Annotated in this window: 12 protein-coding genes; 10 read left to right on the top strand and 2 right to left on the bottom strand. The window is 69.6% G+C overall.

Features of this window, described 5'->3' with window-relative positions; genetic code table 11:
- The first annotated feature begins 58 nt into the window (after window positions 1–58).
- The 8 genes from ruvC to OHA58_RS30410 all read left to right on the top strand — a co-directional run bounded on the left by ruvC (window position 59) and on the right by OHA58_RS30410 (window position 9,373).
- The gene (gene ruvC / locus OHA58_RS30375) at window positions 59–607 is read left to right on the top strand and encodes a crossover junction endodeoxyribonuclease RuvC (protein ID WP_405482719.1); all 549 of its coding nucleotides are present in this window, start codon (window positions 59–61) and stop codon (window positions 605–607) included.
- A complete protein-coding gene (gene ruvA, locus OHA58_RS30380) occupies window positions 604–1,212 on the top strand; it encodes a Holliday junction branch migration protein RuvA (RefSeq protein WP_405482721.1) in 609 nt (202 codons plus the stop codon). Before ruvC ends, ruvA begins: the two co-directional genes overlap by 4 nt.
- A gap of 59 nt (window positions 1,213–1,271) precedes the next feature.
- Window positions 1,272–2,345 (top strand): Holliday junction branch migration DNA helicase RuvB, encoded by a 1,074-nt coding sequence (gene ruvB, locus OHA58_RS30385; protein WP_393872889.1) that lies wholly within the window; start codon window positions 1,272–1,274, stop codon window positions 2,343–2,345.
- 165 nt (window positions 2,346–2,510) lie between these two features.
- The gene (gene yajC / locus OHA58_RS30390; protein WP_405482723.1) at window positions 2,511–3,011 is read left to right on the top strand and encodes a preprotein translocase subunit YajC; all 501 of its coding nucleotides are present in this window, start codon (window positions 2,511–2,513) and stop codon (window positions 3,009–3,011) included.
- A gap of 139 nt (window positions 3,012–3,150) precedes the next feature.
- Window positions 3,151–4,932: a protein translocase subunit SecD gene (secD, locus tag OHA58_RS30395; protein ID WP_405482724.1), complete on the top strand. Its 1,782-nt coding sequence runs from the start codon at window positions 3,151–3,153 to the stop codon at window positions 4,930–4,932.
- 1 nt (window position 4,933) lies between these two features.
- Window positions 4,934–6,061, top strand: coding sequence for a protein translocase subunit SecF (gene secF, locus OHA58_RS30400; RefSeq protein WP_405482725.1), 1,128 nt, complete (start codon window positions 4,934–4,936; stop codon window positions 6,059–6,061).
- Window positions 6,058–6,606, top strand: a complete 549-nt coding sequence (locus OHA58_RS30405) for an adenine phosphoribosyltransferase (RefSeq protein ID WP_405482727.1) — start codon at window positions 6,058–6,060, stop codon at window positions 6,604–6,606. The genes secF and OHA58_RS30405 overlap by 4 nt, the downstream gene beginning before the upstream one ends.
- Before the next feature lie 169 nt (window positions 6,607–6,775).
- Entirely contained in the window at window positions 6,776–9,373 is a 2,598-nt protein-coding gene (locus OHA58_RS30410) for a RelA/SpoT family protein (protein WP_405482728.1), read from the top strand.
- 63 nt (window positions 9,374–9,436) lie between these two features.
- Here the strand turns inward: OHA58_RS30410 and OHA58_RS30415 are convergent, their stop codons facing one another.
- Window positions 9,437–10,669 carry a DUF349 domain-containing protein gene (locus OHA58_RS30415; protein WP_405482729.1) on the bottom strand — a complete coding sequence of 411 codons (1,233 nt, stop codon included), beginning with the start codon at window positions 10,667–10,669 and terminating at the stop codon, window positions 9,437–9,439.
- 133 nt (window positions 10,670–10,802) lie between these two features.
- Window positions 10,803–11,615, bottom strand: coding sequence for a peptidylprolyl isomerase (locus OHA58_RS30420; RefSeq protein ID WP_405482730.1), 813 nt, complete (start codon window positions 11,613–11,615; stop codon window positions 10,803–10,805).
- A 216-nt stretch (window positions 11,616–11,831) separates the two neighbouring features.
- Between OHA58_RS30420 and OHA58_RS30425 the strand changes: the two genes are divergently transcribed.
- Together OHA58_RS30425 and hisS are read left to right on the top strand one after the other, a co-directional pair.
- Window positions 11,832–12,542, top strand: coding sequence for an MBL fold metallo-hydrolase (locus OHA58_RS30425; RefSeq protein WP_405482731.1), 711 nt, complete (start codon window positions 11,832–11,834; stop codon window positions 12,540–12,542).
- 12 nt (window positions 12,543–12,554) lie between these two features.
- Entirely contained in the window at window positions 12,555–13,817 is a 1,263-nt protein-coding gene (hisS, locus tag OHA58_RS30430; protein ID WP_405482733.1) for a histidine--tRNA ligase, read from the top strand.
- Window positions 13,818–13,869: the final 52 nt, after the last annotated feature.

Here is a 13,869-nt window from a genome sequence, read left to right on the forward strand (position 1 = left end):
TCGCATTGTCAGCGGTACCCGATAGCCTGCACAAACTGGCTATCGAAGGAGGGGCGGGGTGCGCGTACTCGGCGTGGACCCGGGGTTGACCCGGTGCGGTGTCGGCGTGGTCGAGGGGGTCGCGGGGCGGCCTCTGACGATGTGTGGTGTCGGCGTCGTACGGACCCCGGCCGACGCGGAGTTGGGCCACCGCCTCGTCGCCATCGAGCAGGGCATCGAGCAGTGGCTCGACGAGTACCGGCCCGAATTCGTCGCCGTGGAGCGGGTGTTCAGCCAGCACAACGTGCGGACGGTCATGGGGACGGCCCAGGCGAGCGCGGTAGCCATGCTCTGCGCCAGCCGCCGCGGCATCCCCGTGGCCCTCCATACGCCCAGCGAGGTCAAGGCCGCCGTGACGGGCAGCGGACGGGCCGACAAGGCGCAGGTGGGCGCCATGGTGACACGGCTGCTGAGACTGGCCGCACCCCCCAAGCCTGCCGACGCGGCCGACGCCCTGGCCCTCGCCATCTGTCACATCTGGCGCGCCCCCGCGCAGAACAGACTCCAGCAGGCCGTCGCCCTGCACGCATCGAAACCTGCCACAGCACCGAAAGGCCGTATCGCATGATCGCCTTCGTCAGCGGCCCGGTGGCCGCCCTCGCCCCTGACACCGCGGTGGTCGAGGTCGGCGGCATCGGCATGGCCGTCCAGTGCACCCCGAACACGCTCTCCGGGCTCCGCATCGGCCAGCAGACCAAGCTCGCCACCTCCCTCGTCGTACGCGAGGACTCGCTCACGCTCTACGGCTTCGCCGACGACGACGAGCGGCAGACCTTCGTGCTGCTCCAGACCGCCAGTGGTGTCGGACCCCGGCTCGCACAGGCCATGCTCGCCGTGCACAGCCCCGACGCCCTGCGCCGCGCCGTGGCCTCCGGCGACGAGAAGTCACTCACCGCTGTGCCCGGCATCGGCAAGAAGGGCGCCCAGAAGCTGCTCCTCGAACTCAAGGACCGGCTCGGCGCGCCCCTCGGCACCGGTACGGGCGTGGGCGCCCCCGTGACCTCCGGCTGGCGCGACCAGCTGCACGCCGCGCTCATCGGGCTCGGCTACGCCACCCGCGAGGCCGACGAGGCCATCGAGGCGGTCGCCCCGCAGGCCGAGGAGGAGGGCGGCACGCCGCAGGTCGGCAAGCTCCTCAAGGCCGCGCTCCAGACGCTGAACCGCACCCGCTGACCGGGCCACGGCCGCCCTCCTGATCCCGCCCGAACCACCACCACCGCGAGGCACACCTCATGAACTGGGACGACACGACCGACGCGACGCCCGACACCGAGCGGCTCGTGGGCTCTGTCGCCGACCGCGAGGACCAGGCGGTCGAGGCCGCCCTGCGCCCCAAGGACCTGGGCGAGTTCATCGGCCAGGAGAAGGTCCGTGAGCAGCTCGACCTGGTCCTCAGGGCGGCACGCGCGCGTGGTGCCACCGCCGACCACGTTCTGCTCTCCGGAGCGCCCGGCCTCGGCAAGACCACGCTCTCCATGATCATCGCGGCCGAGATGGGTGCCCCCATCCGGATCACCAGCGGCCCGGCCATCCAGCACGCCGGCGACCTGGCCGCGATCCTCTCCTCCCTCCAGGAGGGCGAGGTCCTCTTCCTGGACGAGATCCACCGCATGTCCCGCCCCGCCGAAGAAATGCTCTACATGGCGATGGAGGACTACCGGGTCGACGTCATCGTCGGCAAGGGCCCCGGCGCCACGGCCATTCCGCTGGAGCTGCCCCCGTTCACCCTCGTCGGCGCCACCACCCGCGCGGGCCTGCTGCCCCCGCCGCTGCGCGACCGCTTCGGCTTCACGGCGCACATGGAGTTCTACGAGCCGGCCGAGCTGGAGCGCGTCATCCACCGCTCCGCGAACCTCCTCGACGTGGAGATCGACGCCCAGGGCGCCGCCGAGATCGCCGGCCGCTCCCGAGGCACCCCCCGTATCGCCAACCGACTGCTGCGCCGGGTCCGTGACTACGCGCAGGTCAAGGCCGACGGGCACATCACGCGTGACATCGCCGGGGTGGCCCTCGGCGTCTACGAGGTGGACGGCCGCGGCCTCGACCGGCTCGACCGCGCCGTCCTCGAAGCGCTGATCAAGCTCTTCGGCGGCGGCCCCGTCGGCCTCTCCACCCTCGCGGTCGCCGTGGGGGAGGAGCGCGAGACGGTCGAGGAGGTCGCCGAACCCTTCCTCGTACGCGAAGGCCTGCTGGCCCGTACCCCGCGCGGGCGGGTCGCCACCCCCGCGGCCTGGGCGCACCTCGGCCTCACGCCTCCCCAGCAGACAAGGGGCACAAGCGGACAACAGGACCTGTTCGGGGCGTGATCGCGCAGCGTAGTCGCGAGGTCAGGAACCCCGGTGGCATGTTGAGCGTTGTTCCTTGAGCGTGGACTCGCTTAGACTCCGCCGATGCCGCCCTTGTGGACGGCGTGCCCACCCCCATCCAACAGGCCGCTTACGTGCGCGGTCGTGCGAAGGAAATTCCGTCCCGTGAATATCGTGACCCTCCTCCCGTTCATCGTGCTCATCGGGGCCATGTTCCTGATGACCCGCTCCGCCAAGAAGAAGCAGCAGGCGGCAGGCCAGATGCGGGACCAGATGCAGCCCGGTTCCGGCGTCCGCACGATCGGGGGCATGTACGCCACCGTCAAGGAGGTCCACGACGAGATGGTCCTTCTGGAGGTGGCCCCCGGCGTCCACGCCGTCTACGCGAAGAACTCGATCGGCGCCGTCCTCGCCGACGACGAGTACAACCGCATCGTCCACGGCACCGAGAGTGATGACAACGATGACCACGACGCCCTCGGCGCCGATGGTGCGATCGTGCCGGACGACGCTTCCTCCCTCACCGAGACCGACGAGCCCGCCGACGCTTCCGACGACTCGCGCATCGACCTCGGCAAGAAGGACGAGGCTGCTGCCACTGACGCAGCCCCCGAGGCCGACGGCGCCGAGCTGAAGAAGACCGACGGCGAGTCCGACGCGAAGTAGTCACGCCCCCAGGACCGCGCGCGCCCGCTCGCGCTCCGCGGTCCCGGACGTGTGATTTCCGCACGGATTCTCGACACCATTTCATGGCCGTCCGGGCACGTACCCCGCTGCTGGACGGATGGAGAGGGAGAACGAGAAGGTGGCAGCACCCAAGAAGGGCCGAAGTCACGGCGCCCAGAGCAGGCCGGGCCGCACACTGGCCTTCATCCTGATCGCGATGGTGGCGCTGACCGGCGGGATGTTCCTGTCCGGCCACACCACGCCGCGCCTGGGCATCGACCTCGCCGGTGGTACGAGCATCACGCTCAAGGCGAAGAGTGAGCCGGGTCAGAAGAACGCGGTCAACCAGACCAACATGAACACGGCCGTGAGCATCATCGAGCGCCGCGTCAACGGTCTGGGTGTCACGGAGTCCGAGGTCCAGACCCAGGGCTCCGACAACATCATCGTCAACATCCCCAAGGGGACGAACGAGGCGCAGGCGCGCGAGCAGGTCGGCACGACCGCCCAGCTCTACTTCCGCCCCGTGATCACCGTGGCCGCCGGTGCGCCCACCCCCGAGCCCTCCGCCAGCCCTTCGGGCTCGGGCAAGAACAAGGCCACCGACAAGGCGACCGACAAGGCCACGGACGGCAGCAAGGGCAAGGCGTCCAGCACGCCGACCCCCACGCCGACCGCCTCCGCGACCTCGCAGGGCCGTGCTGTCACCGACGCCCTGAAGGCCGACTCCTCCCCGACGCCGAGCGCCGGCTCCTCCGCGAGCGGCAAGCCCACCCCCTCGGCGAGCCCCACCCCGGACCCGGCCACCGCCGCGCTGCAGAAGAAGTTCACGGACCTCGACTGCACCGACAAGGCCGCCCGCAGCCAGGTCACCTCGGGCGTCAGGCCCGAGGACACCGCCGTGGCGTGCGGCAAGAACTCGTCCGGCCAGTGGGAGAAGTACATCCTCGGCCCCGCCGAGGTGAACGGTAAGGACGTCGACAAGGCGCAGGCCACGATCAACCAGCAGACCGGTGCCTGGGTCGTCAACATGGACTTCACGGGCGGCGGCTCGAAGAAGTTCGCGAAGATCACCAGCAAGCTCTCGCAGCAGCAGCCGCCGATGAACCAGTTCGCCATCGTGCTCGACGGCGACGTGGTCTCGGCCCCCAGCGTCAGCTCGACCCTGAGCGGCAGCGCGGAGATCTCCGGCAGCTTCGACCAGCAGTCCGCCCAGGACCTCGCCAACGTGCTGTCTTATGGTGCGCTCCCGCTCTCCTTCCAGGAGCAGAGCGTCACGACGGTCACCGCGGCCCTCGGCGGTGAGCAGCTGCACGCCGGCCTGATCGCCGGCGCCATCGGCCTCCTGCTGGTCGTGATCTACCTGGTGGTCTACTACCGCGGCCTGTCGCTGATCGCGCTCGCCTCGCTCCTCGTGTCCGCGGTCCTCACCTACGTGATCATGACGCTCCTCGGCCCGGCCATCGGCTTCGCGCTGAACCTGCCGGCGGTCTGCGGCGCGATCGTGGCGATCGGTATCACGGCCGACTCGTTCATCGTGTTCTTCGAACGCATCAGGGACGAGATCCGTGAGGGTCGCTCGCTGCGGCCCTCCGTCGAGCGCGCCTGGCCGCGGGCCCGGCGCACGATCCTGGTCTCCGACTTCGTGTCGTTCCTCGCCGCCGCGGTGCTGTTCGTCGTCACCGTCGGCAAGGTCCAGGGCTTCGCGTTCACGCTCGGCCTGACCACCGTCCTCGACGTGGTCGTCGTCTTCCTGTTCACCAAGCCGCTGATGACGATCCTGGCCCGCAAGAAGTTCTTCGCGAGCGGACACCCGTGGTCCGGGCTCGACCCGAAGCGCCTCGGCGCCAAGCCGCCACTGCGCCGCACCCGCCGTGCCACCGGCCCCGCCGCTGGCCCTGTCGACCCGAAGGAGGCGTGAGATGTCGAAGCTCGGCCATCTCGGCGCCCGGCTCATCCGCGGTGAAGTCGGCTACGACTTCATCGGCAAGCGCAAGATCTGGTACGGCGTCTCGATCCTGATCACCATCACGGCCATCGTCGGCCTGGCGGTGCGTGGTCTGAACATGGGCATCGAGTTCGAGGGCGGCGCGGTCTTCACCACCCCGAAGACCAGCGTCTCGGCCGGCACGGCGGAGCGGTCCGCCGAAGCGGCCTCCGGGCACGACGCGATCGTGCAGGAGCTCGGCACGGGCGGTCTGCGTATCCAGATCTCCGGCGTGGACACCGCGAAGTCCGACCAGATCAAGACCGAACTCGCCAAGGACCTGAACGTCCCCGAGGCGAAGATCAACGCCGACCTCGTCGGACCCAGCTGGGGCGAGACGATCGCCAACAAGGCATGGACCGGCCTGATCGTGTTCATGATCCTCGTGGTGATCTATCTGGCCATCGCCTTCGAGTGGCGCATGGCCATCGCGGCCCTGGTCGCACTGATCCACGACATCACGATCACGGTCGGGATCTACGCCCTGGTCGGCTTCGAGGTCACCACTGGCACGGTGATCGGTCTGCTGACCATCCTCGGTTACTCGCTCTACGACACGGTGGTCGTCTTCGACTCCTTGAAGGAGGGCACGAAGGACATCACCAAGCAGACCCGCTACACGTACAGCGAGATCGCCAACCGCTCCATCAACGGCACGCTGGTGCGTTCGATCAACACCACGGTCGTCGCGCTGCTGCCGGTGGCGGGCCTGCTGTTCATCGGTGGCGGTTTCCTCGGCGCCGGCATGCTCAACGACATCTCGCTGTCGCTGTTCGTCGGTCTCGCGGCCGGTGCGTACTCGTCGATCTTCATCGCCACTCCGCTCGTCGCCGACCTCAAGGAACGCGACCCGCAGATCAAGGCCCTGAAGAAGCGCGTGCTCGCCAAGCGCGCGTCGGCCGCCGCGAAGGGCGAGTCCGACGAGGCCCCGGCGCCGCAGGGCGAGGGCGACGACTTCGACGACGATCCGTCGGACGACGAGGCCGCCGCGGTCGTCGGCCCCCGCCACCAGCCCGCGTCGCGCAACCGCGGCCGGGGCCGGCCCTCGGGGAAGCGCCGATGACCGAGCTCGCAGAACTCTCGGCGCTGCTCCTCAGCCGTATCCGCGATGTGCCGGACTACCCGGAGCCGGGCGTGATGTTCAAGGACATCACCCCGCTCCTGGCGGACCCGTCGGCGTTCACGGCGCTCACCGACGCCTTCGCGGAGTTCTGCGTCGCGAACGGCGCCACCAAGGTCGTCGGCCTGGAGGCGCGCGGGTTCATCCTGGGTGCCCCCGTCGCCGTACGCGCCGGGCTCGGCTTCATCCCCGTACGCAAGGCCGGCAAGCTCCCCGGGGCGACGCTCACCCAGCCGTACGACCTGGAGTACGGCTCGGCCGAGATCGAGGTGCACGCCGAGGACCTGGTCGCGGGCGACCGCGTCATGGTGATCGACGACGTCCTCGCCACCGGCGGCACGGCCGAGGCGTCGGTGCGGCTCATCCGGCGCGCGGGCGCCGAGGTCGCCGGCATCGCCGTCCTGATGGAGCTGGGTTTCCTGGGCGGCCGCGAACGGCTGCTTCCAGCCCTTGACGGCGCCCCGTTGGACGCACTGCTCATGGTCTGAACACCTGGTCACAGGCGTAAGGGCGGGCCCGGAGGAATCCGGCGCCCGCCTTTTGCGTTTGCCCTGTTGAAAGCCGTCCCACCGGCCGAAGGCGAGCGGGCGGCCCAGTGTCGATATCATGGGCTCTCCGGGACCTGAACGGGGGACCCGTCGCGCACGAGGAGCGCCGTTGCCAGACGAGGCCAAGCCACTCTCCCCCAGCGCCGAGCGCGTGGGGGTACCCACAGCCGCCAAGCCCGACCAGAAGGCCGACCAGGCCGCGGCTCCCGTAGCTGTGCCCGCGAAGCCCGGGAAGACCGGCCAGACCGGGCCGAGCTCCACCGGCACCCCGGAAGGCAAGACGGCCGAGCAGCAGCCGCGCCCCAAGCCCCCCGCCGGCAAGAGCCCGGCCCCCGGCCCCGCTGCCGCCACCCCGGCTCCGGCCGCACCGCCCACGCCGCCCGTGGTGCGCCCCGCGGCAGGCCAGCCCTCCCGCTCCGGCTCCTCGAACCGCGTCCGCGCCCGCCTCGCCCGTCTCGGCGTGCAGCGCTCGAACCCGTACAACCCCGTTCTCGAGCCGTTGCTGCGCATAGTGCGCAGCAACGACCCGAAGATCGAGACGTCCACGCTCCGCCAGGTGGAGCGCGCCTACCAGGTCGCCGAGCGCTGGCACCGCGGCCAGAAGCGCAAGAGCGGCGACCCGTACATCACGCACCCGCTGGCCGTGACGACGATCCTCGCCGAGCTCGGCATGGACCCCGCGACGCTCATGGCGGGCCTGCTGCACGACACCGTCGAGGACACCGAATACGGCCTGGACACCCTGCGCCGCGACTTCGGTGACCAGGTCGCCCTCCTCGTCGACGGCGTCACCAAGCTCGACAAGGTCAAGTTCGGCGAGGCCGCACAGGCCGAGACCGTGCGCAAGATGGTCGTCGCGATGGCCAAGGACCCGCGCGTCCTGGTCATCAAGCTCGCCGACCGCCTGCACAACATGCGCACGATGCGTTACCTCAAGCGCGAGAAGCAGGAGAAGAAGGCCCGCGAGACGCTGGAGATCTACGCTCCGCTGGCGCACCGCCTGGGCATGAACACCATCAAGTGGGAGCTGGAGGACCTCGCCTTCGCGATCCTCTATCCCAAGATGTACGACGAGATCGTGCGTCTGGTGGCCGAGCGCGCGCCCAAGCGCGACGAGTACCTCGCCATAGTGACCGACGAGGTGCAGAGCGACCTGCGCGCCGCCCGCATCAAGGCGACCGTCACCGGCCGCCCGAAGCACTACTACAGCGTCTACCAGAAGATGATCGTCCGCGGCCGTGACTTCGCGGAGATCTACGACCTGGTGGGCATCCGTGTCCTGGTCGACACGGTGAGGGACTGCTACGCCGCCCTCGGCACGGTGCACGCGCGATGGAACCCGGTCCCCGGCCGGTTCAAGGACTACATCGCGATGCCCAAGTTCAACATGTACCAGTCGCTGCACACGACGGTGATCGGCCCCAACGGCAAGCCCGTCGAGCTGCAGATCCGTACGTTCGACATGCACCGCCGCGCCGAGTACGGCATCGCCGCGCACTGGAAGTACAAGCAGGAGGCCGTCGCCGGTACCTCGAAGGTGCGCTCGGACCAGCCGAGGGCCACCGGCAAGGACGACCACCTCAACGACATGGCGTGGCTGCGCCAGTTGCTCGACTGGCAGAAGGAGACGGAGGACCCGGGCGAGTTCCTGGAGTCCCTGCGCTTCGACCTCTCGCGCAACGAGGTCTTCGTCTTCACGCCGAAGGGCGACGTCATAGCGCTCCCGGCCGGAGCGACCCCCGTCGACTTCTCCTACGCGGTCCACACCGAGGTCGGCCACCGCACCATAGGAGCGCGGGTCAACGGGCGGCTCGTCCCGCTCGAATCGACCCTGGACAACGGCGACTTGGTGGAGGTCTTCACCTCCAAGGCGGCCGGCGCCGGGCCCTCGCGGGACTGGCTGGGCTTCGTCAAGTCGCCCCGCGCGCGCAACAAGATCCGCGCCTGGTTCTCCAAGGAGCGCCGCGACGAGGCGATCGAGCAGGGCAAGGACGCCATCGCGCGCGCCATGCGCAAGCAGAACCTGCCGATCCAGCGCATCCTGACGGGCGACTCCCTCGTCACGCTCGCGCACGAGATGCGCTACCCCGACATCTCGTCCCTGTACGCGGCGATCGGCGAAGGTCATGTCACCGCGCAGAGCGTCGTCCAGAAGCTCGTGCAGGCCCTCGGCGGCGAGGAGGCCGCCAACGAGGACATCGCCGAGAGCGCACCCCCGTCGCGCGGCCGCAAGCGCCGTGCGAACGCCGATCCCGGCGTGGTCGTCAAGGGCGTCGAGGACGTGTGGGTCAAGCTGGCCCGCTGCTGTACGCCCGTCCCCGGTGACCCCATCATCGGCTTCGTCACGCGCGGCAGCGGCGTATCGGTGCACCGCAGCGACTGTGTGAACGTCGAGTCGCTGTCCCGCGAGCCCGAGCGGATCCTCGAGGTCGAGTGGGCGCCCACGCAGTCCTCGGTCTTCCTCGTCGCCATACAGGTCGAGGCCCTCGACCGCTCGCGGCTGCTCTCGGACGTCACGAGGGTCCTGTCCGACCAGCACGTCAACATCCTGTCCGCGGCCGTGCAGACGTCCCGCGACCGGGTGGCCACCTCCCGCTTCACCTTCGAGATGGGTGACCCCAAGCACCTGGGTCACGTCCTGAAGGCGGTCAGGGGAGTGGAGGGCGTCTACGACGTCTACCGCGTGACGTCGGCGCGCAGGCCGTAGTCGACCGACATGAGAGGGGCCCCCGGCGCTCAGCGCCGGGGGCCCCTCTCATGTGATGACTGCTCAGCCGCCGAACTCGTGCAGGCCCTTGAGCGCCTGGTCGAGCAGCGCCTGACGGCCGTCGAGCTCACGCTCGAGCTTGTCGGCCCTCGCGTTGTTGCCCTGCGCGCGGGCCGCGTCGATCTGGCCCCGCAGCTTGTCGACCGCGGCCTGGAGCTGACCGGTGAGCCCCTCGGCACGCGCGCGTGCCTCCGGGTTCGTACGGCGCCACTCGGTCTCCTCGGACTCCTGAAGGGCCCGCTCCACGGCGTGCATCCGGCCCTCGACCTTCGGACGCGCGTCGCGCGGCACGTGGCCGATGGCCTCCCAGCGCTCGTTGATCGAGCGGAAGGCGGCGCGGGCCGTCTTCAGGTCCCCGATCGGCAGGAGCTTCTCGGCCTCGTCGGCGAGCTCCTCCTTGAGCTTGAGGTTCTCGCCCTGCTCGGCGTCCCGCTCGGCGAAGACCGAGCTGCGCGCCGCGAAGAACACGTCCTGGGCGCCGCGGAAGCGGTTCCACAGGTCGTCCTCGTGCTCGCGCTGGGCGCGGCCCGCGGCCTTCCAGTCCGTCATCAGCTCGCGGTACCGGGCGGCCGTGGTGCCCCAGTCGGTCGAGCCCGACAGCGACTCGGCCTCGGCGACCAGCTTCTCCTTGGCCTGGCGGGCGTCCTCGCGCTGCGCGTCCAGCGAGGCGAAGTGTGCCTTGCGGCGCTTGGAGAACGCCGAGCGCGCGTGCGAGAAGCGGTGCCAGAGATCGTCGTCCGACTTGCGGTCCAGACGCGGCAGACCCTTCCAGGTGTCCACCAGCGCCCGCAGCCGCTCACCGGCCGCGCGCCACTGCTCGCTCTGGGCGAGCTCCTCGGCCTCGGTGACCAGGGCCTCCTTGGCGTGCCGCGCCTCGTCGGACTGCTTCGCCTTCTGGACCTTGCGCTCCTCGCGGCGCGCGTCGACGGTCTCGACGAGCTTGTCCAGGCGCTTGCCCAGAGCCTCCAGATCGCCGACGGCGTGCGCGTCCGTCACCTGCTCGCGCAGGTGCTCGATGGCGGTCGTGGCGTCCTTCGCCGACAGGTCGGTCGTCTGCACCCGGCGCTCGAGGAGCCCGATCTCGACGACCAGGCCGTCGTACTTGCGCTTGAAGTAGGCGAGGGCCTCGTCAGGAGAACCTGCCTGCCACGAACCGACTTCACGCTCGCTGCCGTCGGCCGAACGCACGTACACGGTCCCCGTCTCGTCGACGCGGCCCCACGGGTCGCTGCTCACAGCGCCTCCTCCACATGATGCCTGCGGGGCGCCTTGGGGCCCCGGGCATCGTCCACAGTTTCGTCACGGCCAACATAGGCGACCGGCGGGGCGGCTGTCCGCATCCCGCGCGACCGAAATTCACCGCCGGCGGTCAGGATTTCTTCACGGTCGCCTTGTCGATCACGACGGTGGCGTTCGGGGCGCCGTCGCCCTGCCCGGTGCTCTCACCAGCGGCGGCGATCTTCTTGAGCACCTTCATGCCGGAATCGGAAATGGTCCCGAACGGTGTGTAGCTCGGCGGCAACTGACTGTCCTGGTACACGAGGAAGAACTGGCTGCCGCCGGTGTGCTTCTGGCCCGTGTTCGCCATCGCGATCGTGCCCGCGGGGTACACGTTCCCCTTCAGGCTTTTGTCCTTCAGGTTCTCGTCCGGGATCGTGTAACCCGGGCCGCCCGCGCCGGTGCCCTTCGGGTCGCCGCACTGCAGGACGTAGATGCCGTTGGTGGTGAGCCGGTGGCACTTGGTGTGGTCGAAGAAGCCCTTGCCGGCGAGGAAGTCGAAGGAGTTGACCGTGTGCGGGGCCTCCTTCGTCTTGAGGTCGATGCCGATGTCGCCGCACGTCGTCGCGAGGTTCATCGTGTAGTCCGCCGCCTTGTCGACGGTAAGCGCCGGCTCCTTCTTCCAGCTGAGCGCCTTCACCTTGCCCGCGGCGGGCTTCTTGCACGGGTCGGCGGCCTTGGAGGGGCTCGCGCTCGGCTTGGAAGCCGCCGTGTCCTTCGTGTCCTTGCCGTCGAAGGCCCCGGCGGCGAACGCGCCGGCGCCCGCCACCACGACCACGGCCAACGCCGACGCGATCACCGTGTTGCGTGTGCGCGCCCTGCGCCGCGCGGACTCCCGCCGCTGCTGCTGCCGCAAGAACTTCTCCCGGGCGAGCTGCCGCCGCCGCTGATCGTTGCTGACCACCGGGTCTACTCCTCGTACGTCGCGAGACCTGATTCCGAACCGATGCGAAGTGATTCGAACGGGACGAACCTGGTCTGAACTGGACCTGTTAAGACCGCCTGCTGTGTGCCCCGTACCGTATATGGGTTAGCTGTGGAATCGGCAGCGCCGGTAGGCTCTGATCTGCCGCATTCTTCTGCGGACACACTTCCGCCGGACGACATACGAAGGACGATCGTGCTGATTGCCGGGTTCCCCGCCGGGGCCTGGGGCACCAACTGTTACCTGGTTGCCCCCGCCGCGGGTGAGGAGTGCGTGATCATCGACCCCGGCCACCAGGCCGCCCAGGGAGTCGAGGACGCGCTCAAGAAGCATCGGCTCAAGCCGGTCGCGGTCATCCTCACGCATGGCCACATCGACCACGTCGCCTCCGTCGTCCCCGTGTGCGGGGCCCATGACGTCCCGGCGTGGATCCACCCCTCCGACCGCTACATGATGAGCGATCCGGAGAAGGGGGTCGGCCGCTCCATCGGTATGCCGCTGATGGGCGAGCTGACCGTGGGGGAGCCCGACGACGTGCGGGAGCTGAGCGACGGCACCGAACTGAAGCTGGCGGGTCTCGACCTGACCGTGGCGCACGCGCCAGGTCATACCAAGGGGTCGGTGGCCTTCAAGATGCCCGAGAGCGCGGACATCCCGTCCGTGTTCTTCTCCGGGGATCTGCTCTTCGCCGGCTCCATCGGACGCACCGACATGCCCGGTGGCTCCATGGACGACATGCTCGAATCGCTGGCACGCGTGTGCCTGCCGCTCGACGACTCGACCGTGGTGCTCTCCGGGCACGGCTCCCAGACGACCATCGGCCAGGAGCGCGCCACCAACCCGTATCTGCGGCAGGTGGCCGCCGGCCAGGGAACCTCCTTCGAGGCTCCCCGACGAGGAATGTGACGAGAGACTTCCGTGAGCACCTTTCAGGCCCCCAAGGGCACGTACGACCTGCTTCCCCCCGACTCCGCGAAGTACCTCGCGGTGCGCGACGCCATCTCCACCCCGCTGAGGAACTCCGGCTACGGCTACGTCGAGACGCCCGGCTTCGAGAACGTCGAGCTGTTCGCGCGCGGTGTCGGTGAGTCCACCGACATCGTCACCAAGGAGATGTACGCCTTCGAGACGAAGGGCGGCGACAAGCTCGCCCTGCGCCCCGAGGGCACCGCGTCCGTGCTGCGTGCCGCCCTGGAGGCCAACCTCCACAAGGCCGGCAACCTCCCGGTGAAGCTCTGGTACTCCGGCTCGTACTACCGCTACGAGCGCCCCCAGAAGGGCCGTTACAGGCACTTCTCGCAGGTCGGCGCCGAGGCGATCGGCGCAGAGGACCCGGCGCTCGACGCCGAGCTGATCATCCTGGCCGACCAGGCATACCGCTCGCTCGGGCTGCGCGACTTCCGCATCCTGCTGAACTCGCTCGGCGACAAGGAGTGCCGGCCGGTCTACCGCGCCGCGCTCCAGGACTTCCTGCGCGGTCTCGACCTCGACGAGGACACCCTGCGCCGCGCCGAGATCAACCCGCTGCGCATCCTCGACGACAAGCGTCCCGAGGTCCAGAAGCAGCTCGTCGGCGCACCCTCGCTGCGCGACTACCTGTGCGACGGCTGCAAGGCGTACCACGAGCAGGTCCGTGAGCTCCTGACCGCCGAGGGCGTCGCCTACGAGGACGACGAGAAGCTGGTCCGCGGCCTCGACTACTACACGCGCACCACCTTCGAGTTCGTCCACGACGGTCTCGGCTCGCAGTCCGCGGTGGGCGGCGGCGGCCGCTACGACGGCCTCTCCGAGATGATCGGCGGCCCGTCGCTCCCGTCCGTCGGCTGGGCGCTCGGCGTCGACCGTACGGTCCTGGCGCTCGAGGCGGAGGGCGTGGAGCTCGAACTCCCCTCCACCACCAGCGTGTTCGCGGTCCCGCTCGGTGACGAGGCGCGCCGCGTCCTCTTCTCCAAGGTGACGGAGCTGCGCCGGGCCGGCGTCTCCGCCGACTTCTCGTACGGCGGCAAGGGCCTCAAGGGCGCGATGAAGAACGCGAACCGCAGCGGCGCCCGCTTCACGATCGTCGCCGGCGAACGCGACCTCGCCGACGGCGTCGTCCAGCTCAAGGACATGGAGTCGGGCGAGCAGGACGCGGTGGCGGTCGACGAGATCGTGGCTGTCCTGAAGGCCAAGCTGGCGTAGCCGGGCACGTCAGGCGACGAAAGAGCGGGTCACGGGCACAGCCCCGTGACCC

The sequence above is a fragment of the Streptomyces sp. NBC_00009 genome (assembly GCF_045040855.1).
In the GTDB taxonomy this organism is placed as follows: Bacteria; Actinomycetota; Actinomycetes; order Streptomycetales; family Streptomycetaceae; genus Streptomyces; species Streptomyces aureus.